Genomic DNA, 21,688 nt, shown 5'->3' on the forward strand with positions numbered 1-21,688 from the left:
CAGAATTCCGTCCGGAATGTCGGCTTTCGACAACTCTGAAGAGGCGCACACTGCTATAGCGCGCCCGACTATCTTGAAAGAGGTGGCTATCGTGAAAGAGGTGACAGGCAAATGAAGATCCTTGTGCCCGTGAAGCGGGTTGTGGATGCGAATGTCAAGGTTCGTGTGAAGGCTGACGGTTCGGCGGTGGAACTCGCCAACGTCAAGATGGCGATGAACCCGTTCGACGAGATCGCGGTCGAAGAGGCGATCCGGCTGAAGGAGGCCGGCAAGGCGGAGGAGATCATCGTTGTCTCGATCGGGCCGCAGCAGGCGCAGGAGACCTTGCGCACCGCGCTCGCCATGGGCGCCGACCGCGCCATCCTGGTCAAGACCGACGAGCAGACCGAGCCGCTGGGCGTCGCCAAAGTGCTGAAGGGCGTGGTCGAGGCGGAAAAGCCCGGTCTCGTCATTCTCGGCAAGCAGGCGATCGACGACGATTCGAACCAGACCGGCCAGATGCTGGCCGCACTTCTGGGCTGGGCGCAAGGCACTTTTGCCTCCAAGGTCGTTATCGATGGCGACAAGGCCAAGGTCACGCGCGAGGTCGATGGCGGCCTGCAGACGGTGGAGCTGAAGATGCCGGCGATTGTCACCGCGGATCTTCGCCTCAACCAGCCGCGCTATGCCTCGCTGCCCAACATCATGAAGGCCAAGAAGAAGCCGCTCGACGAGAAATCTCCCGCCGATTACGGCGCCGACGTCAAGCCGCGGCTGAAGGTAATCAAGACCGAGGAGCCGGGCGGCCGCAAGGCGGGCGTCAAGGTCAAGAGCGTCGCCGAACTGGTCGACAAGCTTAAGAACGAAGCCGGCGTGCTGTAGGGCTGGGAAGGGACAAAAGATGACAATTCTTCTGATTGCCGAACACGACAATGCGACGCTTTCCGACCAGACCGCCAAGGCGCTTTCGGCGGCACTGCAGATCGGCTCCGACGTGCATGTGCTGGTCGCCGGCAACGGCGCCAAGCCGGCAGCGGACGCCGCCGCCAAGCTCAAGGGCGTGAGCAAGGTGCTGCTTGCCGAAGCCGACGAGCTCACCGAGCGTCTCGCCGAACCGCTGGCGGCGCTCGTCGTCGGCATGGCCGATGCCTATGACACGATCGTCGCGCCGGCGACCTCCTCGGGCAAGAATGTCGCGCCGCGCGTGGCAGCCCTGCTCGATGTCGCGCAGGTGTCGGAGATCATCGAGATTGTCTCGCCCGACACCTTCAAGCGGCCGATCTATGCCGGCAACGCCATCCAGACGGTGCAGTCGAGCGACGCCAAGAAGGTGATCACCGTGCGCACCGCCTCCTTCCAGGCTGCACCCGAGGGCGGTTCAGCCCCGGTCGAGACGGTTCAGGCAGCAGTCAATCCCGGCCTGTCGAGCTTCGTCGAGAACAAGCTTTCCGAGACCGACCGTCCGGAGCTGACTTCGGCCAGGATCATCATCTCGGGCGGCCGCGCGCTGGGCTCCTCGGAGAAGTTCCAGGAAGTCATCCTGCCGATCGCCGACAAGCTCGGCGCCGCCGTCGGCGCCTCTCGTGCCGCAGTCGATGCCGGCTATGCGCCGAACGACTGGCAGGTCGGCCAGACCGGCAAGGTGGTCGCACCCGATCTCTACATCGCCGTCGGCATCTCCGGCGCCATCCAGCATCTTGCCGGCATGAAGGATTCGAAGGTCATCGTCGCCATCAACAAGGACGAGGAGGCGCCGATCTTCCAGGTCGCCGACTACGGCCTCGTCGGCGACCTTTTCGTCATTCTGCCGGAACTGCAAAAGGCGCTTTGACGCCTTCTGCCAAAGCGTATTAAATTGTGAAGGGCGGGGTAGACGAAGTCGCCCCGCCCTTTTAGTTTGCACCGCACAAAAAGCAGGCCGCAAAGGCCATTTGACGGGATCGGTGTAATGAACAAGATCGAGACGATCGGCATCATCGGGGCGGGCCAGATGGGCGGCGGCATCGCCCATGTGTCCGCGCTGGCGGGCTACAAGGTGCTGGTTTACGACATCTCGCCCGAGCGCATCGAAAAGGGCATCGCCACGATCAGCGGCAACATGGCCCGCCAGGTCGGCTCCGGCAAGCTCGAGGAAAAGCTGCGCAACGAGGCGATGGCGCGCATTTCGTCAGCACCGACCATGGCCGACCTTGCCGGTGCCGATCTGGTGATCGAGGCAGCGACCGAGGACGAGACGGTCAAGCGCAAGATCTACGCCCAGCTCTGTCCGCAGCTCAATCCGGAAGCCATCCTGGCGACGAACACCTCGTCGATCTCGATCACACGTCTCGCCGCGCAGACCGACAGGCCGGAGCGTTTCATCGGCATCCATTTCATGAATCCGGTTCCAGTGATGAAGCTGGTCGAACTGGTGCGCGGCATCGCCACCGAGGACCAGACCTTCGAAGCGGCAAAGGCCTATGTCAACCATCTCGAGAAGACGATCACCGTTTCGGAGGATTTTCCGGCTTTCATCGTCAACCGCATCCTGCTGCCGATGATCAACGAGGCGATCTACACGCTCTATGAAGGGGTCGGCTCGGTTGACGCGATCGACACCGCCATGCGGCTCGGCGCCAACCATCCGATGGGACCGCTGCAGCTTGCCGATTTCATCGGCCTCGACACCTGCCTGTCGATCATGCAGGTGCTGCATGACGGCCTGTCGGATTCGAAATACCGGCCCTGCCCGCTGCTGGTGAAATATGTCGAGGCCGGCTGGCTCGGCCGCAAGACCGGGCGCGGCTTCTACGACTATCGCGGCGAGCATCCCGTTCCGACGCGCTAAGGCATGCCATTGCAGGCGACAGCGACCCCATGGCGCTCCTTACGAGTATACCGATATCCAGCCTCGCGCTGCTTTGCGGAAGTCCAACCCGTTTTCGGGGCCAGGCAGTCGCTACCAGCGCACGAAAAGCCGCCCGCCGAGCGCGCCGAGTGCGGCGAGGATGGCAATCGCGATCGTATACCAGGTGGCGACGAAAAGCGGCGAATCGTCGAAGCAGTGTGCGGCATAGAAGGTTGCCGCCAGCCCGCCGGCGAGCACGCCCGCCACGGTGCCGGCAAGCACCGGCCGCGTCGGCGCGCCATAGCGCAGCACCGCCAGGAAGACGGCAAGCGGACCGATGCCGATCAGCGGAATGAAGGTCAGGCAGATAACCATGTTGCTGCCGACCAGCCGCCTGCTCCAGTCGGCCGCAGGCACCGAAAGGAGTTCCAGCCCCACCGCTACGGCCACCAGCAGCGGTGCGGCAATCATCAAGGCCGCCGCCCTGCTCGTCGCTGCACCGGGTGTCGACAGGGCGCGGATCAAGGCGAAGGCGCTGACAGCCAGAGCCATCGTGAACACGAACTTGGCAACGAAACGCGTCGTATACATGGCGGTGGCGATGTCGGTGCGTGGGCCGATCGCCAGCCAGAACACCACCGCCGCGATCAGTGTAGCCGCACCTGCGCCTATCCACCAGGCCGAGCCAAGCGGCATCGCCGTGCTGCGGGCATCGGCGTCGAGCGCCTTGATGAGATCGTCGGTCCTCATGTCATTCCCGCCTGAACTGCTTGGCTCCGAACCGTTTGGCAATGGCTGCGAGACCGCGATGCAGCGACACGCGCACCGCCGTCTCGCTGATGCCGAACCTCACTGCCGTCTCGCCGATGGAGCGGCCTTCGACCGACACCGACGAAACCACCGAACGCTGCGCCGGCGGCAGGCCGTCCAACGCCCGGTTGATGTCACGCCCGCTGACCGTCTCGGCCTCCGGTTCGGCGAAGGTCTCTGCGATCTCGTCGATCTCGATCTCGATGCGCCGGCCGCGCCGTCGAAAGGCGTCGATCAGCTTGAAGCGCGCTATGGCGTAGACCCAGGGCAGCACAGGTAAATCCTGGCGCCAGGTATGCCGCTTCACATGAATGGCCAGCAAGGTTTCCTGCACGACATCCTCGGGATCGACCCCGCCCTGAACGATCTTGCGCCTGACGAAGCCGCGAACGAGGGCAGCCGTCCGGCGCAGAAAGTCGGCGTAAGCCCTTTCATCTCCCGCGATCGCGGCCCGCATCAGCCGGGAAAGCTCGGCCTCGTCCTTGCCGGTCACAAGAGTTAACTCCCCAGTATTCGCGCCTCGGCCCGATTTGTTACGTGGCCGGCGAAATAATGTCCAAGCCAAAGTAAAGGAATATCACGAAGGTTTCACCTCCGGCGGCCGATTGCGCAGCGCATCAATGTTGACTACACCGATCAGGAATTGATAGGTGCAGCGGTGCTAAATCAAAGACCATCGAGATCGAGAGGGATGACGTCCATGAAATATGCCCTTTCCGCCCTTGCCGGAGCCACAGCACTTGCAATCAGCCTGGTCGCCAGCCCGGTTATGGCCCAGGACAGCGGCATCGTCGTCTACAATGCCCAGCATGAGAGCCTGACCAATGCCTGGGTGGAAGGTTTCACCAAGGAAACCGGCATCAAGGTTACCGTTCGCCACGGCGGCGACAGCGATTTTTCCAACCAGATCGTTGCCGAAGGCGCCGCCTCGCCGGCCGACGTGTTCCTGACGGAAAACTCACCCGCCATGGTGCTGGTCGAGTCATCAGGCCTGTTCGCGCCGGTCGACGCCGACACCCTGGCGCAGATTCCCAAGGAGTACCAGCCGGCCAGCGGCAAGTGGGTGGGCATCGCCGCGCGCAGCACCGTCTTTGCTTACAACAAGACCAAGCTGACCGCCGAGCAGTTGCCCAAGTCGCTGCTTGAGCTCGCCGATCCGAGCTGGAAGGGACGCTGGGCCGCTTCGCCGTCCGGCGCCGATTTCCAGGCGATCGTCAGCGCGCTTTTGCAGCTCAAGGGTGAGGCCGCAACCGCCGACTGGCTGAAGGCGATGAAGGAGAATTTTATCGCCTACAAAGGCAACAGCACGGTGATGAAGGCGGTCAATGCCGGCGAGGTCGATGGCGGCGTGATCTATCACTATTATTACTACGGCGACCAGGCCAAGACCGGCGAGAACAGCAACAACGTCGGGCTGCATTATTTCAAGAACCAGGACCCGGGCGCCTTCGTCTCGGTTTCCGGCGGTGGCGTGCTGGCCTCCAGCAAGCACCCGAAGGAAGCCCAGGCCTTCCTGAAATGGGTGACCGGCAAGAGTGGTCAGGACGTGCTGAAGACCGGCAATTCCTTCGAATACGCGGTCGGCAAGGGCGCGGAGTCCAACCCGGCGCTGGTACCGCTGGCCGATCTGCAGGCGCCGAAGGTCGATGCGACGACGCTGAACTCCAGGAAGGTGACCGACCTGATGACGGCAGCCGGCTTGCTTTAGTTCGCGTTCGTCCTAAAACGGCAACCGACTGCGCTCCTGCGGGAATTCGCTTCCGCAGGAGCGCTCTGTTTTTCGAGGTGGCATTCGTCCATGACGACAAGCTGCATTCTTGGCCGTGTTTGTGGCCGTTCGATCGTTTCCGCCACCGGGCGGCAACGGCTCGGCGTCTGAGCTGATGCAGTCTGCGACCGAACTAGCACGTTCAGGCTTGCCGACCGGCATGGTGGCTGTGCATTGGAGGCGCCGGCGGCCGATATCCTGGATTTCGCTCGCCGCCATCCTGGTCTCACTTTTCTCGCTGCTGCCGCTCGCCTTCATCATCTGGGTTGCCGTGCAGACCGGCTGGGAAACCGTATCGGCACTGGTCTTCCGGCCACGTGTTGGCGAGCTCCTGGTCAACACCCTGCTTTTGGTGGTGCTGGCGGTGCCGATCTGCATCGTGCTCTCGGTGGCGCTGGCCTGGCTGACCGAACGCAGCAGCCTTCCCGGTGCCCGGCTGTGGGCCTGGCTGTCGGTGGCGCCGCTCGCCATCCCCGCCTTCGTTCACAGCTATGCCTGGATCACCCTGGTGCCGGGACTGCACGGGCTGTGGGCCGGCGTACTGGTTTCCGTCGTCGCCTATTTCCCGTTCCTCTATCTGCCGGTGGCGGCAGCCTTGCGCCGGCTCGATCCTGCTCTCGAAGACGCCGCGGCAGCCGTCGGCCTCGGGCCATGGCGCGTGTTCCGGCGGGTCGTGCTGCCGCAGCTCAGGCTCGCCATCTGCGGCGGCTCGCTGCTGGTCGGACTGCATCTCCTGGCCGAATACGGCCTCTACGTGTTCATCCGCTTCGATACCTTCACCACGGCGATCGTCGACCAGTTCCAGTCGACCTTCAACGGCCCCGCCGCCAACATGCTGGCTGCGGTGCTGGTGACATGCTGTTTCGTGCTGCTCGGGATCGAAGTGCTGGTGCGCGGCGAGGAGCGCTATGCCCGCGTCGGCTCGGGCGCCGCGCGGCAGCAGCAACGCACAAGGCTCGGCCGCGCCACCATCCCGTGCTTGGCTCTGCCCGTTGTCACCGCGCTGCTGGCGCTCGGCGTGCCGTTCGTCACCATCGGCCGCTGGCTTGTGGCCGGCGGCGCCGATGTCTGGCGCCTCGATGAGATCGGCCTGGCGCTCGGCCAGACCCTGTTCCTGGCGCTCGCCGGCGCCCTGCTCGCCACTATCGCCGCCATGCCGATGGCCTGGATTTCGATCCGGGCACCGGGGCCGCTGCAGCGCCTTCTGGAGGGCTGCAACTACATCGTCGGATCGCTGCCCGGCGTCGTCGTGGCGCTGGCGCTGGTCACCATCACGGTGCGCATCGCCCTGCCGCTCTATCAGACCCTGTTCACGATCCTCGTAGCCTATGCGCTGATGTTTCTGCCGCGCGCCCTGATCAGCCTGCGGGCGTCGATCGCGCAGGCGCCGGTCGAGCTCGAACGCGCCGCCGCCAGTCTCGGCCGGTCACCGCTCAGGGCGCTGTGGTCGACGACGATCCGCCTGTCGGCGCCGGGTGCCGCGGCGGGCATGGCGCTGGTGGCGCTCGGCATCATGAACGAATTGACCGCCACCCAGATGCTGGCGCCCAACGGCACCCGCACGCTGGCGATGGCGTTCTGGGCCCACAGCGGCGAGATCGACTATGCGTCCGCCGCACCCTACGCGCTCATCATGGTGGCGATGTCGCTGCCGCTGACCTGGCTGCTCTACATCCAGTCGAAGCGGATGGCCGGACGATGAGCTTCCTCGAACTCACCGATGTGCACAAGCACTACGGCCCGGTGGCCGCACTGGCCGGCGTCGACCTCAGCGTGGCCAGCGGCAGCCGCACGGCGATCGTCGGACCGTCAGGCTGCGGCAAGACGACCCTGCTGCGGTTGATCGCCGGCTTCGAAGCGCCGGACCAGGGTCGCATCGTGCTCGACGGCGAGGTGCTGGCCAATGGCGACGCCGCGGTGCCGGCATATCGGCGCGGCATCGGCGTGGTGGCGCAGGACGGCGCCCTGTTCCCGCATCTGAGCATCGCCGCCAATATCGGTTTCGGCATGCGGCATCACGAGGACAAGCGCAGCGAGCGTATCGCCGAGCTCGCCTATATCGTCGGGCTCGACAAGGCGATCCTGAAACGGCGGCCGCACGAGCTCTCAGGCGGCCAGCAGCAGCGTGTGGCGTTGGCCCGCGCCATGGCCATGAAGCCGCGGCTGATGCTGCTCGACGAGCCGTTCTCGGCGCTCGACACCGGCCTGCGCGCCTCGATGCGCAAGGCGGTGGCCGAGCTTCTGGAGACCGCCGGCATCACCACGATCCTGGTCACGCACGACCAGGCCGAGGCGCTGTCCTTTGCCAGCCAGGTCGCGGTGATGCGCGACGGCAAATTCTCGCAGGTCGGCACGCCGCGCGAGCTTTATCTCAAGCCGAAGGACCGGATGGTCGCCGAATTCCTCGGCGACGCCATCATCCTGCCGGCCAAGATCGCGGACGGCTTCGCCAGCTCGCCGCTCGGCCGCATCGCCGTCGACAGCACCGAGCGGCGCGATCTCGCCCGCATCATGCTGCGGCCGGAACAGGTGCTGTTGAAACGAACATCGCGCGAAGGCATGTCGGGCACGCCGGACATGCTGTTCGGCGAAGTGACGGAATCCGAATTCGCCGGCTCGATGTGCACCATCGCGGTGCGGCTCCTGAACAGTCCCGATCCGCCGGACGCAGCCGCGATCGGCAACACGCCACTGATCCTGCGCAAGCCAGGCATGGACACACCGACGGTTGGCGAGATCGTCCGGCTGACGGTGTCGGGCAAGGCGCATGTGTTTGCCTGAACGGTCTTGCGTCTCGCGCAGTTCGCCAGTCAGGCCGACAGGCCGGCTTCAATCGACCCGCTTTCCAGCCTGATCGAACCAGTGCAGCTTTTCGGCTTTGGCCACGACACGCAACTGGTCGCCGGGCTTTGCGGTGGCGCGCCCCGAGACGCGCACGATGATACGGCTGCCGGCTGCGGCGCAGTGAAGAAAGCTTTCGGCCCCGACCGGCTCGACCGCTTCGACTGTCGCCGGCAGGACGAGCGCACCGGGCAGCGCCTCCGCATTGAAGGTGACGTCGGCATCTTCAGGGCGAAACCCCAGCGTCACGGCTTGTGTTCCGGGAGCCGCAAAGCCGATCGCGGTGCCGTCGGCCAGCATCGGGCCTGAGGAACTTCCGGTCAGCGCCAGAAGATTCATCGGCGGTGCGCCGATGAAGGAAGCGACGAAGATCGACGCCGGCTTTTCGTAGATGTCGAGCGGCGCGCCCGTTTGCTCGACCTGCCCGGCGTTCATGACAACAAGGATGTCGGCCAGCGTCATCGCCTCGAGCTGGTCGTGAGTGACATAGACCGAGGTGACGCCGAGCGTGCGCTGCAAGTTCTTGATCTCGACCCGCATCTGCCCGCGCAATTTGGCATCGAGGTTGCTGAGCGGCTCGTCGAACAGGAAGACTTTCGGATTGCGCACGATGGCGCGGCCCATGGCGACACGCTGGCGCTGGCCGCCGGAAAGCTCGCGCGGCCGCCGGTCGAGCAGCGCCGAAAGCTCCAGCACCTTGGCGGTCGAACGCACCCTGCTGTCGATCTCGTCCTTCGGCGTGCCACGATTGCGCAGGCCATAGGCCATGTTGTCATAGACTTTCATATGCGGGTAAAGCGCGTAGTTCTGGAACACCATGGCGATGTCGCGCTCGGTCGGGCCGATGGCGTTGACCACCTTGCCGTCGATGGCGACCGTGCCGGCGGAAATCGTCTCCAACCCGGCGATCATCCTCAGCAGCGTCGACTTGCCGCAACCGGAGGGGCCGACCAGCACGCAAAGCTCCTTGTCGGGAATGGCGATGGAGACCCCCTTCACGGCTTCGACGCCGCTGGGATAGACCTTCTTCACGTCCTTCAGATCGACGGTCGCCATCAGCTTCTCACTTTTCGGATTCGACCAGGCCGCGCACGAACCAGCGTTGCATCAGCACCACCACCAGGATCGGCGGCACGATGGCCAGCATCGCCGTGACCATGACCAGGTGCCATTCGGTATCGGCATCGGCAAAGGAAACCATCTTTCGCAACGCGATGACGATGGTGTTCATGTCGTTGCTGTTGGTGACCAGCAGCGGCCAAAGATACTGCGTCCAGCCATAGATGAAGAGGATCACGAACAGTGCCGCAATGTTGGTGCGCGACAATGGCAACAGGATATCGAAGAAGAAGCGCCATGGCCCGGCGCCATCGACGCGCGCCGCCTCGACCAATTCGCCCGGTATGGTCATGAAGAACTGGCGGAACAGCAGCGTCGCGGTGGCCGAGGCGATCAGCGGGATGATCAGGCCGGCATAGGTGTCGATCATGCCGAGATCGACCATCACCTTGTAGGTAGGCAGGATGCGCACCTCGACCGGAAGCATCAAGGTGATGAAGATCAGCCAGAAAAAGGTCATGCGCAGCGGGAAGCGGAAGAACACGATCGCGTAGGCCGACAGGATCGAGATGCAGATCTTTCCCAACGCAACGCCGAGCGCCATGATTGTGGTGTTGAGGAGCAGTTGGCCGACGCTGACACCGCCGATGCGGCCAATGCCGCCGAACAGCGCCTCGCTGTAGTTGTTCCACAACTGGCCGCCGGGCAAGAGCGGCAGCGGCGGCCTGAGGATCGTTTGCAGCGTGTGTGTCGAGGCGACGAACGTGTAGTAGATCGGGAAAGCCACGATCAATATGCCGAGGATAAGCACGGCATGGGCGATGAAAGTGCGGAGCGGGGACTGGCCGATCATCGCTGCCCTCAGCCGTAATGGACTTTGCGTTCCACGTAGCGGAACTGGATAGCGGTGAGCGCAATGACGATCGCCATCAGGATGACCGACTGCGCCGCCGAGTCGCCCAGAATCAGATTGACGAAACCATCATTGTAGACCTTGTAGACCATCGTCTCGGTCGCCTTGCCCGGCCCGCCGCCGGTGACGGCATGAACGATGCCGAACGTGTCGAACAGGGCATAGACGGTGTTGACGACCAGCAGGAAAAAGGTGGTCGGCGCGAGCAGCGGGAAGACAATGGTCCAGAAGCGCTTGGTCTCGCCGGCGCCGTCCATGGCCGCCGCCTCGATCAGCGTTTTCGGCACTGCCTGGAGACCGGCGACGAAGAACAGGAAATTGTAGCTGATCTGCTTCCAGGCAGCCGCCGACACCAGTAGGATCATGGCGTGGGTTCCGTTGAGCAGCGGATCCCATGCGATGCCGAGGCTTCTCAGCAAATACGCCAACGAGCCGATCGAAGGATTGAACAGAAACAGCCACAGCATGCCGGCAATCGCCGGCGCCACGGCATAAGGCCATATCAACAGCGTGCGGTAGAGGCCTTTGCCGCGCACCGCCTTCTCGGCCATGACCGCAAGCAAAAGGGCCACGCACATCGCGACGATCGCGGTCGCAAGCGAGAACACCACGGTGACCTTGATCGAATTGAGGTAGGCCGGATCGGCCAGCACCTTGCGGAAATTGGCAAACCAGACGAACCTGGTCCTCAGCCCGAACGGATCCTGTCTGAGCATCGACTGGTAAAGCGCCTGACCGGCCGGCCAGTAGAAGAAAACCAGTGTTATGGCGAGTTGCGGCGCCACCAGCAGGTAGGGCAGGATCTTGTTGGGAAAGACGACGCGTGGAGACAGGCTGATTTCCTTCGCTATCTCGGGAGACGCCCACGCGAGCTCGCGTGGGCGATATTCAAACCGACACCAACCGAGATAATCTCGTCAGTTCTCCAGCGCTTCCTTGATTGCGGCGTTGCCGCGCGTAACCGCGTTGTCAAGCGCCTGCTGAGCGGTTTGCTGGCCGGCCAGCATCTTCTCGAACTCCTCGTTCTGGATATCGCGCACCTGCGGCAGGTTCGGCAGGCGCACGCCCTTCGAGTTGTCGGTCGGCGCCTTACCCGTCATCTGCAGGATGGGTGTCTCACGGCCGGGGTTCTTGTCATAGAAGCCCGATTTCTTGGTCGCCTCGTAGGCAGCGAGCGTCACCGGCAGGTATCCCGACTTCTGGTGCAGATATTCCTGCACATCGGTCTTGGACAGGTAGGCGAAGAATGCCGCGACACCCTTGTATTGCTCGTCCGACTTGGCGCCGAACACCCACAGGCTGGCGCCGCCCGGCGTGGTGTTCTGCGGTGCGCCCTTGGCGTCGCTGTCGTAGGGAAGCTGGCCGATGCCATAGTTCATGCCGGACTTGACGATGTCGCCGAGGCCGCCCGACGATTCGGTGAAGATGCCGCATTCGCCGGCAAGGAAGATCTGCTTGGCTTCGGAGGTGCGCCCGCCATATTTGAAGGTGCCGTCCTTGGCAAGGTCTGCGAGCGCCTGGAAGTGGTTGACGAAAATCGGCGCGTTGATCTTGAGTTCGACATCGCCGCCGGCCAGGCCGTTCTGCTGGGTCGCCCACGACACATCATTCCATGCCGCAAAATTCTCCAGATGGATCCAGGTCAGCCAGGTCGAGGTATAGCCACAAGGGGCGGCGCCGCTCGTCTTGATCTTCTTGGCAGCTTCCCACACCTCGTTCCAGGTCTTGGGCGGGTTGTTCACGTCGAGGCCGGCCTTCTGGAAGATGTCCTTGTTGTAGTAGAGGATCGGCGAGGAGGAGTTGTAGGGGAAGGACAGCATGGTGCCGTCCGGCTTCGAATAATAGCCAACGATGCCGGGCAAATACTGGCTCTTGTCGAAGGTCATCCCGGCACCGGTCATCACCTCGGCCACCGGCTTGATCGCACCCTCGGCCGCCATCATCACGCCGGTGCCGACGTCGAACACCTGGAGGATGTCGGGCGCCTGGCCAGCGCGGAAAGCGGCGATGCCGGCGTTCAGCGTCTCCGGATAGGTGCCCTTGAACACCGGAACCAGTTCATAGTCGCTCTGGCTGGCGTTGAAATCCTTGGAGATCTTGCCGACGACCTCGGCGTTGGCGCCGGTCATGGCGTGCCACCAACTGATCTGCGTGACGGCGAAGGCGGAGGTGGTGGAAAGCAGGGTCAAGGTGGCGGCAACACCGGCCGCGAAGCCGAAGAACTTCATGTTTCATCTCCCGTTTGTCATTGGCGAAAGGGGCACTCTCGCAAAGCCAATATGTGCCGCCCGTGACAATTGGACAACGGTTTTGTTGCGGACCGATGAACTTGATTTCCACTTAAAGTGGCGTGCGCTCGAGATGAGAGCCGATGGAAAGCAATTGAAAAGCCGGCTTACCAATCGAACAACGACGACGACCGGCAATCGCCGGCGCCTCCTAAAGAGCGCACTATTGCGCGACATGCGTTAGTCCGACTTGCCGAGCGCCGTCTCGACCAGCCGCCTGGCGTCGGGGCTCGACCATTCGGCCGGGCCGTTCATGTGGGCAATCAGGCAGCCTTCCGCGTCGATCAGCATGGTGACCGGCAGGCCGAGCGCCAGGCCGCGTGTCTTGAGATCGTTGAACAGCGCCATCGTCGAATCACGGTAGTAGCGGAGCGCCTTGACGCCGGTCTCCTCGAGGAACTTCTTCGGTTTGGCGTCGTCGCCGGCATCGACATTGACCGCGACGACCTCGAAAGCATCGCTGCCCATTTCGTTCTGCAGCGCGTCGAGCGCCGGCATTTCGGCGCGGCAAGGCGCGCACCATGTCGCCCACAGATTGAGCAGCACCGTTTTGCCGGCATGGTCGGCGAGCGTCATCGGCTTGCCGTCGGGGCTGTTGAAGGCAAGACCCTTCAGCGATTGTGGCGGATCGGCCGGCAAAAGTGCTGCAACCTGGCCGGTGGCAGCCGCCGCGACCGTCTTGGCGCGGTCGGCCTTGGCGGCGCAGGCGACATCGTCCTTGCTGTCGCCAACCGCGACTTGAGCGGGGGCGTTGTTGCCAGAACCGCTTTCGCTGACATATACCGCGACCGCGCCGGCAAGCACGCCTGCCACCAAAGCGGCGAGGATGAGGCGCGGGGCCGGGAAAAATCGATTGCCGTCTGCCATTTTTTAAAACTGCTCCGGAGCACGGGTTATAGCGATGAGCGACAAGAAGGCCAGCAACCAGATGTGGGGCGGACGTTTTGCCTCGGGTCCGGCCGCGATCATGGAAGCGATCAACGCGTCGATCTCGTTCGACCGCAAACTCTACGCGCAGGATATCCGAGGCTCGATCGCCCACAGCGAGATGCTGGCGCAAACCGGCATTATTTCGGCGGCCGATCAAGAAAAAATCGCTCACGGGCTGAACACGATCCTGGCAGAGATCGAAGCCGGCACGTTCGAGTTCTCGACCAGGCTGGAAGACATCCACATGAATGTCGAGGCCCGCCTTGCCGAGCTGATCGGCCCGGCTGCCGGCCGTCTGCATACCGCCCGTTCGCGCAACGACCAGGTAGCGGTCGATCTCAGGCTATGGGTCAAGGACGAGTGCTTTCGCGTCGCCGAGGCGCTAAAGGGCCTGATCACGGCGTTCCTGGAACGGGCCGAGGAGCATGCGGCAACGGTGATGCCGGGCTTCACCCACATGCAGGCGGCTCAGCCGGTAACCTTCGGCCATCACTGCATGGCCTATGTCGAGATGTTCTCGCGCGACCTGTCGCGTGTTCGCGACGCTATCGAACGGATGGACGAAAGCCCGCTCGGTGCGGCCGCGCTTGCCGGCACCAGCTTTCCGATCGACCGGCACCAGACGGCCAGGGCGCTCGGCTTCCGTGAGCCGATGCGCAATTCCCTCGACAGCGTTTCGGACCGCGATTTCGCGCTCGAGTTTTTGGGGCTGGCGGCGATCTGCGCGACGCATCTGTCGCGGCTGGCCGAAGAAATCATTCTCTGGTCGACGCCGCAATTCGGCTTCGTCAGGCTGTCGGACTCATTCTCCACCGGCTCCTCGATCATGCCGCAGAAGAAGAACCCCGACGCCGCCGAGCTGGTGCGCGGCAAGACCGGCCGCGTCACCGGCCATCTGGTCGGCCTGCTGACTGTCATGAAGGGCATGCCGCTGACCTACGGCAAGGACATGCAGGAAGACAAGGAGTCCGTGTTCGACGCCGCCGAGACGCTCGACCTGATGCTGGCGGCGATGACCGGCATGGTGCGCGACATGACGGTGAATGCCGCCGCCATGAAGAAGGCCGCCGGGTCAGGCTATGCGACCGCGACCGATCTCGCAGACTGGCTGGTGCGCAGCCTCGGTCTGCCGTTCCGCGAGGCGCACCACGTCACCGGCCGCGCCGTGGCGCTGGCCGAAGCAAGGAAGATCGGGCTCGACAGGCTGCCGCTGGAAGACTTGCAGTCCATTCACCCCGGCATCACGACGGACGTGTTTTCGGTGCTTGCCGTGCAGAACTCGGTGAAGAGCCGCACGAGCTTCGGCGGCACCGCGCCGTCGGAAGTGAGGAAGCAGATTCGCTACTGGAAAAAGCACATCGCCAAGGCGTGATGCCGGGGTGCATTGCCAGCAAAACTCCGCTAAAAGCGGCGGGCAAAAGTTTCGGACGGATGGATCGATGACCGCAAGCAGGATTTTGGTGACGCTGACGCTGCTGGCGGCGCTGGCAACCGTAACGGCCTGCGGCAGGAAAGCCGGGCTCGATACGCCCTATGAGGCGGCCGTGCAGGCGCGCAAGGATGCCCAAAAGGCAGAGCAGCCCGTGCCGCCGCAGCCGGAAAAACCGGTCGAGGACAAGAAGTTCATTCTCGATCCGTTGATCTAGAGCCGATGAGATCGGCACGATCTCTTCGTGCTCCAACTTCCGGAACCACTCTCGTGAACCATTTCGACTACCGCGACGGCGTGCTGCATGCCGAGGACGTGGCGATATCAGAGATCGCCGCAAGCGTCGGCACGCCGTTCTATTGCTATTCGACGGCGACGTTGACCAGGCATTTCCGCGTGTTTGCGCAGGCCTTTGCCGGGCTCGACGCTCTGGTCTGCTACGCCATGAAGGCGAATTCCAACCAGGCGGTGCTAAAAATCCTGGCCAAGCTCGGCGCCGGCGCCGACGTGGTCTCGGAAGGCGAATTGCGTCGCGCGCTGGCCGCCGGCATTCCGGCCAACAAGATCCTGTTTTCCGGCGTCGGCAAGACCGCGCGCGAGATGGATCTTGCACTCTCGGCCGGCATTTTGTGCTTCAACGTCGAATCCGAGCCGGAACTGGAATTGCTGTCAGCCCGCGCCGCGGCGCTGGGCAAGGTGGCGCCGATCTCGCTGCGCATCAATCCGGATGTCGACGCCAAGACCCACAAGAAGATCTCCACCGGCAGGGCCGAGAACAAGTTCGGCATTCCCTGGCAGAAGGCGCGAAAGGTCTATGCCCGCGCAGCTGAGCTGCCTGGCATCAAGGTCACCGGCATCGACACTCATATCGGCAGCCAGATCACCGAGTTGCAGCCCTTCGACGACGCCTTTGCGCTGCTGGTGGAGTTGGTCGGCGTGCTGCGCGCCGACGGGCACGCCATCGAGCATATCGACCTAGGCGGCGGCCTCGGCATTCCCTACCGCGTCGACAACAGCCCGCCTCCCCTGCCGGACGCTTATGCTCAGATCGTCAAGAAGCACGTCGCCAAGCTCGGGCTGAAGGTGATGTTCGAGCCGGGCCGGCTTATCGTCGGCAATGCCGGCATCCTGGTCTCCCAGGTGATCTTCGTGAAGGAGGGCGACGCCAGGAATTTCCTGGTCGTAGACGCCGCGATGAACGATCTGATCCGGCCGACGCTCTATGATGCCTTCCATGACATCAAGCCGGTGGTGCAGCAGCCGGCCGCGGCGCCGCGCATGACGGTCGACGTGGTCGGCCCGGTCTGCGAGACCGGCGATTATCTCGGCCTCGATCGCGACCTGCCGCGGCTGAAGGCCGGCGACCTGATCGCCGTCGCCACCGCCGGCGCCTATGGCGCGGTGCAGGCCGGCACCTATAACACCCGCCTGTTGGTGCCTGAAGTGCTGGTCGACGGCGACCGTTTCCATGTCGTGCGCCGGCGCCAGACCTATGACGAGCTGATCGGCCTGGATTCGCTGCCCGATTGGCTTGAATAGACCCATGATCCCGAAAAAGTGAGAACCGGTTTTCGGAAAGGATCATGGTCAAACAAGAATGGATCGTCTGCAGCGCTACAGCCGGTGCTGAATCAGCGCCCTGGTCTCGGCGATCCTGCCTTCGTCACGGCGATAGAACGTCCACTGCTTGATACGCTTGCTGCGCAGAAGGCCGGCCTGGGTCAGCACCCGCATATGCTCGCTGAGCGTCGCCTGGGTGATGCCAAGCTTTTCCGCAATCAGCAGCGCGCAGACGCCGTCCTCGACCAGATCGCCATCGGTCTGCGGCGGAAAATGCTCGCGCGGATCCTTCAGCCAATCGAGGATTTGCAGCCTGCGCTCGTTGGCGATCGCCTTGAAGACATCAATTTCTTGCATTTAGCCATTTTGCTAAGTTACTAAGTGATGTCAACCCTTGGGAGCAGACCATGCTGAACGGCAATAGCATCACCCGCGAACGCATCGCCGCAATGGAACCGCGCATCCGGCCCTTCGTGCGCCACACGCCGGTGCTGCGCGTCGACATGGCCGATTTCGGCCGCCCGCCTCTTAGCGTCGACCTGAAGCTCGAATGCCTGCAGCATTCCGGCTCGTTCAAGGCGCGCGGCGCGTTCACCAATCTTCTCGAGCGGCCGGTTCCCGAGGCTGGCGTCGTCGCGGCATCGGGCGGCAATCATGGTGCCGCGGTCGCCTACGCCGCCATGCGGCTTGGCCACAAGGCAACCATCTTCGTTCCCGAAGTCAGCCCGCCGGCCAAGCTGGAACGCATCCGCGGCTATGGCGCCGAGCTGGTCGTCGGTGGCGCACGCTATGCCGAAGCGCTGGCCGCCAGCGAAGACTTTGCCGAAAGGTCCGGCGCGCTGCAGATCCATGCGTTCAACCAGGAGGAAACGCTGATCGGGCAAGGCACGCTCGGCCTTGAGATCGAGACCGACCTGCCTGAACTCGACACGCTGCTGGTCGCCGTAGGCGGCGGCGGCCTGATCGGCGGCATCGCCGCCTGGTTTGCCGGCCGCATCAGGATCATCGCCGTCGAGCCGGAGGGCGCGCCGACGCTTCATCGCGCCTTCGAGGCCGGCCGGCCCGTCGATGCGCCGACTGAGGGCATCGCCGCCGATTCGCTGGCGCCGAAGCGCGTCGGCGAGATGATGTTTCCGATCGCCGAGGCCTTCGTCGAGCGTTCCATACTGGTCAGCGACGACGAGATCATCGCCGCGCAGGCGGCGCTTTGGGACCGGGTGCGAATCATCTCCGAGCCGGGCGGCGCCGCGGCCTTCGCGGCGCTCCTGTCGGGCCGCTACGCAGCGGCTGCGGGCGAGCGTGTCGCCGTGCTGGTCTGCGGTGCAAACGCCAATCCGGCTAAATTCTGACGATAGCGGGGGCAGTCCTGTTCACGTTTTAGGGAACTGCCTCGCCTTCGCCGTGTTTCTTGGTATGTTTGGAGCGACGTGCATCTAAGACGTTGAGTCCTTCGCATCCGATCTTCGGGCCGGTGCGATAGATTTGTGAGGTTCGGGTTATCCCGCCCGAACAGGAAGGGCCGATGACGCAACGAGCCACCTTCACCAGCGATCGCAGCCTGGCCGGGCGCCTTGCCGTGAGCCGGCTGGCGACGCGGGTCTCGATGACGGTCGAGCGTGGCTGGCCGTTGCTGCTTCCACTCGTCATCGTCGCCAGCCTGTTCCTCAGCGTCTCGTGGCTCGGCCTCTTCCTTTTGCTGCCCGACATGGCGCGCATCGGTCTGGTGGCTGTGTTCGCCATCGCAGCCCTTGTCGCGCTCTATCCCCTGCGTTTCTTCCGGGTGCCGTCCAGTGCCGAGATCGATCGGCGCATCGAGGCCGCCAACCTATTGCTGCACAGCCCGGTGCTGGTGCAGACCGACCGGCCGAGCGGCAGGGAAAGCATTTTTTCGCAAGCGCTGTGGCGCGAGCACCAGAAACGCATGGCCGAAAAACTCGGCAACCTCGGTGGCGACCTGCCACGCACCCGGGTGCCGGAGCGCGACCCGTGGGGGCTGCGCGCCGTGGCGGCGCTTGTGTTGGTCACCGCTTTCGCCTTCTCGTTCGGACCGTCGGGCGGCCGCATCGCGGACGGGTTCAGTGCCCACGCGGCGCGCGACGCCGTGCCGCCGCGCATCGACGCCTGGGTGACGCCGCCGGCCTACACCGGCAGGGCACCGGTCTTCCTCACTTCCCCAGCCTTCGCCAACCCGGCCCTCGCCAGCAATGACAATCAGGCTGCGTCCACCTTCACCGTTCCGGAAGGCAGCGATGTCTCGCTGCGCGTCACCGGCGGCTCGGGCGAGGAAACGCTGAGCTATGCCGACGCCGACGGCAACGCCCGCACTATCGAGCCGGCCGGGCAGCAGGCCGACGCGGCCAAGCCGGCGGCGGCAACGCCCTCCACGGCAACGCCCTCCACGGTGCGCCAGTTCACCGGCAAGCTGACGGCCAACGGCACGCTGACGCTGAACTCGGGCGGCGACGAACTCGGCAGCTGGGCCTTCGCGGTGACCCCGGACAGGCCGCCGCAGATCCGCTTCGTCGGCGAGCCGAAACGCGCCGTCAACGGCTCCTTCGAACTCAACTACCAGATCGACGACGACTATGGCGCGGCCTCCGCCAAGGCGGATTTCGTATTGGCCGACCCACCGGCGCCGAATGCGCATCCGCTCTATGGCCCGCCCGAAATGCCGCTGACGCTGCCGCGCCGCGGCGTCAAGGGGAATGCCGCCAAGACCACGAAGGACCTGACCGAGCATGTCTGGGCCGGCGGCGACATCAAGCTCAGGCTTGTCGCCACCGACGATGCCGGACATACCGCAACCAGCGAAACCAGGACCCTGGTGATGCCGGAGCGGCCATTCTCCAATCCGCTGGCCAGGGCCGTGATCGAGCAGCGCCGCGCGCTGGCGCTCGACGCCAACGCCAAGAGCCGCGTGCTCGAGCTGATGGATGCGATCACGCTCAGGCCCGAAGACACGTTCGACAATATGGCGCACTACCTCGCCATCATGAGCGCCCGCACCCGGCTGAAGATGGCCGACAACGACGACAAATTGCGCGACGAGGTCGCCTATCTCTGGGAGATCGCGCTCGGCATCGAGGAAGGCAATCTTTCGGACGCCGAGCGGCGGCTGCGCCAGGCGCAGCAGGCGTTGCAGGACGCGATCAAGAACGGCGCCAGCGACGAGGAAATCGACAAGGCGATGAAGGAACTGCGCGAGGCGATGAACCAGTTCCTGCAGGAATTCGCCCAGCGTGCGCAGCAGAATCCGAACGCGCCGCAGATGCAGCAGAACGGCCAGGAACTGCGCCAGAGTGATATCGAACGGATGATGGACCAGATCGAGAATCTGGCGAAGTCCGGCGATCGCGACAGCGCGCAGCAATTGCTTTCGCAACTGCAGGACATGATGAACAACCTGCAGGCCGGACGTCAGCAGCAGGGCGGCCAGCAGAACAGCGAAATGCGCCAGCAGATGGACAAGCTCGGCGAGATCATGCGGCGCCAGCAGGAGATGATGAACGAAACCTTCCGCATGGACCAGATGCAGCGCGGCCAGCAACAGCGTGGGCAGAACCGAGACGAGCAGCTCGGCGAGAACGGCCAGCAGGGCCAAATGGGTGAACAGGGCGAGCAGCCCGGCCCAGGCGAAGACCGCGATCCGCTCGGCCGGCCGGAGCCTATGACGCCGGAGGAATTCGCCGACGCGCTGAAGCAGTTGCAGGAAGGCCAGGGCAAACTGCAGAGCGAGCTCGACCAGTTGAGAAAGGGTCTCGAAGGTATGGGGCTCGAGCCCAATGAGGGATTTGGCGAGGCCGGCAAATCCATGGGCGATGCCGAACAGGCGCTTGGCGACAGCGATGGCGATCAGGCGGTCGGTCACCAGGGCCGCGCGCTGGAGGCGTTGCGCAAGGGCGCCAAGGACATGATGAAGCAATTGCAGGCCATGCAGGGCGACGAGGGCGACGGCCAGCGCGGCGGCCGCCAGCAGAATGCCGACCGCGATCCGCTCGGCCGGCCACGCGCCACCGAGGGTCCAGATTTCGGCGATTCGGTGAAGGTGCCGGACGAGATCGACGTGCAGCGCGCCCGCCAGATACTCGAAGCGATCCGCAAGCGGCTCGGCAACGCGCTCAGCCCCGATATCGAGCGCAGCTATCTGGAGCGGCTGCTGGAGTTGAAGTAAAGCCGGCCTGCTCTAACGGTTGGTGAACGCCTCGCGGATCGCCTCTTCCATGCTGACGATGGCCTCGCCGGAAGCGTTCGGATTGCGCCGCAGCACCACGTTCGAGGAATCGATGTCGCCGAATCCATCGGCGGCGGTAAGCTCGCGGCAGCCGGCCGGGATGTTGCTGCGCGAGATCGGCGCAATCGCCAGCCCGGAGGTGACGGCAAGCCGCAGGCCGCCATTGGTATCGCTGGTATAGGCGACACGATAGGCGAGACCACGCTGTTCCAGCGACTTGATCGCAAAATCCTTGCACCAGCCGGCGCGATTGTAGAGCGCGATCGGCACCGGCCGCTCCTCATGCATGTGGTGCAGCTCCGACGTCACCCACACGGTCGGATCATGCATCAGCACTTCACCGCCGGAGAGGTCCTGCCATTCGAACACCACCGCCAGATCGAGCTCGCCGGCGGCGAGCGCCGCGATCTGCGCACCGGAATGCGCGTAACGGACGGTGATGTCGACCTGAGGATGGCGCTTGGCAAAGGCGCCGAGCGCGCGCGACAGGATCGCGTGGCCATATTCCTCCGGAATGCCGATGCGCACCGGTCCGCCAAGCGGCGCCGCGACCATCGATGCCGCCGTCTCGTCCAGCAGCGACACGATGCGGCGGGCGTTGACGATGAGTTCGCCGCCGCGGCGCGTCAGCGCCACACCCCGCGAGCCGCGCTCGAACAGGCTGTCGCCGACCATATCCTCGAGCTTCTTCATCTGCATCGAAACCGCCGACTGGGTACGGCCAGCCTGCACCGCAGCCTTGGTGAAATTGCCGGCGTCGGCGACCGCGACGAAGGTGCGCAGCAGATCGCTGTCGAGCGTGGGCTTCATTTGTCCGCCATAAGAAAATCTGATTGCTGGCATCATTCCAATTCGTTTGCAACATGTCAAACGGCGGATAATAGTCGCTTCACCCATTGGATATGCGGCTGCGAAATCGGCTGCGGACCAACGAAGTCCTCACTCGTACCCGCTGCCCGAAATGGTGGCGGGTTCTTTTTGATGCATGTCGCCCAAAAGCATGCCCTCGGGCCTGACCCTGGGCCTGACCCGAGGGTGCGAAGCGGTTTTGGG

At 64.0% G+C, this 21,688-nt stretch carries 20 protein-coding genes; 11 read left to right on the forward strand and 9 right to left on the reverse strand.

Annotated elements, in window-relative coordinates:
* The first annotated feature begins 111 nt into the window (after positions 1-111).
* The 3 genes from M727_RS0114985 to M727_RS0114995 all read left to right on the forward strand — a co-directional run bounded on the left by M727_RS0114985 (position 112) and on the right by M727_RS0114995 (position 2,806).
* Entirely contained in the window at positions 112-861 is a 750-nt protein-coding gene (locus tag M727_RS0114985) for an electron transfer flavoprotein subunit beta/FixA family protein (protein ID WP_023797241.1), read from the forward strand.
* Positions 862-880: 19 nt separating this feature from the next.
* Positions 881-1,810 (forward strand): electron transfer flavoprotein subunit alpha/FixB family protein, encoded by a 930-nt coding sequence (locus M727_RS0114990; protein ID WP_027153367.1) that lies wholly within the window; start codon positions 881-883, stop codon positions 1,808-1,810.
* Positions 1,811-1,927: 117 nt separating this feature from the next.
* On the forward strand, positions 1,928-2,806 hold the full coding sequence (locus M727_RS0114995) for a 3-hydroxybutyryl-CoA dehydrogenase (protein WP_023797239.1): 879 nt from the start codon (positions 1,928-1,930) through the stop codon (positions 2,804-2,806).
* Between the two features lie 111 nt (positions 2,807-2,917).
* Here the strand turns inward: M727_RS0114995 and M727_RS0115000 are convergent, their stop codons facing one another.
* Together M727_RS0115000 and M727_RS0115005 are read right to left on the reverse strand one after the other, a co-directional pair.
* Positions 2,918-3,556, reverse strand: coding sequence for an NrsF family protein (locus tag M727_RS0115000; RefSeq protein ID WP_027153368.1), 639 nt, complete (start codon positions 3,554-3,556; stop codon positions 2,918-2,920).
* A 1-nt stretch (position 3,557) separates the two neighbouring features.
* On the reverse strand, positions 3,558-4,109 hold the full coding sequence (locus M727_RS0115005; protein ID WP_027153369.1) for a sigma-70 family RNA polymerase sigma factor: 552 nt from the start codon (positions 4,107-4,109) through the stop codon (positions 3,558-3,560).
* Positions 4,110-4,316: 207 nt separating this feature from the next.
* Here M727_RS0115005 and M727_RS0115010 point away from each other — a divergent pair, with 207 nt between their 5' ends.
* The 3 genes from M727_RS0115010 (at position 4,317) to M727_RS0115020 (ending at position 8,165) form a co-directional block, all read left to right on the forward strand.
* Positions 4,317-5,324: an iron ABC transporter substrate-binding protein gene (locus M727_RS0115010; protein ID WP_027153370.1), complete on the forward strand. Its 1,008-nt coding sequence runs from the start codon at positions 4,317-4,319 to the stop codon at positions 5,322-5,324.
* 175 nt (positions 5,325-5,499) lie between these two features.
* Positions 5,500-7,086: an iron ABC transporter permease gene (locus M727_RS0115015; RefSeq protein WP_027153371.1), complete on the forward strand. Its 1,587-nt coding sequence runs from the start codon at positions 5,500-5,502 to the stop codon at positions 7,084-7,086.
* Positions 7,083-8,165, forward strand: coding sequence for an ABC transporter ATP-binding protein (locus M727_RS0115020; RefSeq protein ID WP_027153372.1), 1,083 nt, complete (start codon positions 7,083-7,085; stop codon positions 8,163-8,165). The genes M727_RS0115015 and M727_RS0115020 overlap by 4 nt, the downstream gene beginning before the upstream one ends.
* Positions 8,166-8,213: 48 nt before the next feature.
* On the opposite strand, the gene M727_RS0115025 is transcribed toward M727_RS0115020, so the two are convergent.
* The 5 genes from M727_RS0115025 to M727_RS0115045 form a co-directional block, all read right to left on the reverse strand.
* Positions 8,214-9,281, reverse strand: a complete 1,068-nt coding sequence (locus M727_RS0115025) for a sn-glycerol-3-phosphate import ATP-binding protein UgpC (RefSeq protein WP_027153373.1) — start codon at positions 9,279-9,281, stop codon at positions 8,214-8,216.
* Positions 9,282-9,288: 7 nt separating this feature from the next.
* Positions 9,289-10,137, reverse strand: coding sequence for a sn-glycerol-3-phosphate ABC transporter permease UgpE (gene ugpE, locus M727_RS0115030; RefSeq protein ID WP_027153374.1), 849 nt, complete (start codon positions 10,135-10,137; stop codon positions 9,289-9,291).
* 8 nt (positions 10,138-10,145) lie between these two features.
* Positions 10,146-11,030, reverse strand: a complete 885-nt coding sequence (gene ugpA, locus M727_RS0115035; RefSeq protein WP_027153375.1) for a sn-glycerol-3-phosphate ABC transporter permease UgpA — start codon at positions 11,028-11,030, stop codon at positions 10,146-10,148.
* An 84-nt stretch (positions 11,031-11,114) separates the two neighbouring features.
* The gene (gene ugpB / locus M727_RS0115040; RefSeq protein WP_027153376.1) at positions 11,115-12,425 is read right to left on the reverse strand and encodes a sn-glycerol-3-phosphate ABC transporter substrate-binding protein UgpB; all 1,311 of its coding nucleotides are present in this window, start codon (positions 12,423-12,425) and stop codon (positions 11,115-11,117) included.
* A gap of 240 nt (positions 12,426-12,665) precedes the next feature.
* Positions 12,666-13,352 carry a TlpA disulfide reductase family protein gene (locus M727_RS0115045; RefSeq protein WP_027153377.1) on the reverse strand — a complete coding sequence of 229 codons (687 nt, stop codon included), beginning with the start codon at positions 13,350-13,352 and terminating at the stop codon, positions 12,666-12,668.
* Positions 13,353-13,386: 34 nt separating this feature from the next.
* Here M727_RS0115045 and argH point away from each other — a divergent pair, with 34 nt between their 5' ends.
* The 3 genes from argH (at position 13,387) to lysA (ending at position 16,383) form a co-directional block, all read left to right on the forward strand.
* Entirely contained in the window at positions 13,387-14,787 is a 1,401-nt protein-coding gene (gene argH / locus M727_RS0115050; RefSeq protein ID WP_027153378.1) for an argininosuccinate lyase, read from the forward strand.
* A 67-nt stretch (positions 14,788-14,854) separates the two neighbouring features.
* On the forward strand, positions 14,855-15,061 hold the full coding sequence (locus M727_RS0115055; RefSeq protein ID WP_027153379.1) for a hypothetical protein: 207 nt from the start codon (positions 14,855-14,857) through the stop codon (positions 15,059-15,061).
* A 53-nt stretch (positions 15,062-15,114) separates the two neighbouring features.
* Complete coding sequence (gene lysA / locus M727_RS0115060) at positions 15,115-16,383, forward strand: diaminopimelate decarboxylase (RefSeq protein ID WP_027153380.1); 1,269 nt, start codon at positions 15,115-15,117, stop codon at positions 16,381-16,383.
* A 75-nt stretch (positions 16,384-16,458) separates the two neighbouring features.
* On the opposite strand, the gene M727_RS0115065 is transcribed toward lysA, so the two are convergent.
* The gene (locus tag M727_RS0115065) at positions 16,459-16,761 is read right to left on the reverse strand and encodes a metalloregulator ArsR/SmtB family transcription factor (RefSeq protein ID WP_027153381.1); all 303 of its coding nucleotides are present in this window, start codon (positions 16,759-16,761) and stop codon (positions 16,459-16,461) included.
* Positions 16,762-16,811: 50 nt separating this feature from the next.
* Between M727_RS0115065 and M727_RS0115070 the strand changes: the two genes are divergently transcribed.
* Both M727_RS0115070 and M727_RS0115075 read left to right on the forward strand, forming a co-directional pair.
* Complete coding sequence (locus M727_RS0115070) at positions 16,812-17,753, forward strand: threonine/serine dehydratase (RefSeq protein ID WP_027153382.1); 942 nt, start codon at positions 16,812-16,814, stop codon at positions 17,751-17,753.
* 173 nt (positions 17,754-17,926) lie between these two features.
* Positions 17,927-20,575 (forward strand): TIGR02302 family protein, encoded by a 2,649-nt coding sequence (locus M727_RS0115075; RefSeq protein ID WP_027153383.1) that lies wholly within the window; start codon positions 17,927-17,929, stop codon positions 20,573-20,575.
* A 12-nt stretch (positions 20,576-20,587) separates the two neighbouring features.
* Here M727_RS0115075 and M727_RS0115080 read toward each other — a convergent pair whose 3' ends face one another.
* The gene (locus M727_RS0115080; RefSeq protein WP_027153384.1) at positions 20,588-21,445 is read right to left on the reverse strand and encodes a LysR substrate-binding domain-containing protein; all 858 of its coding nucleotides are present in this window, start codon (positions 21,443-21,445) and stop codon (positions 20,588-20,590) included.
* Positions 21,446-21,688 lie beyond the last annotated feature (243 nt).

It is taken from the genome of Mesorhizobium sp. WSM2561, from assembly GCF_000513915.1.
Lineage (GTDB): Bacteria > Pseudomonadota > Alphaproteobacteria > Rhizobiales > Rhizobiaceae > Mesorhizobium > Mesorhizobium muleiense.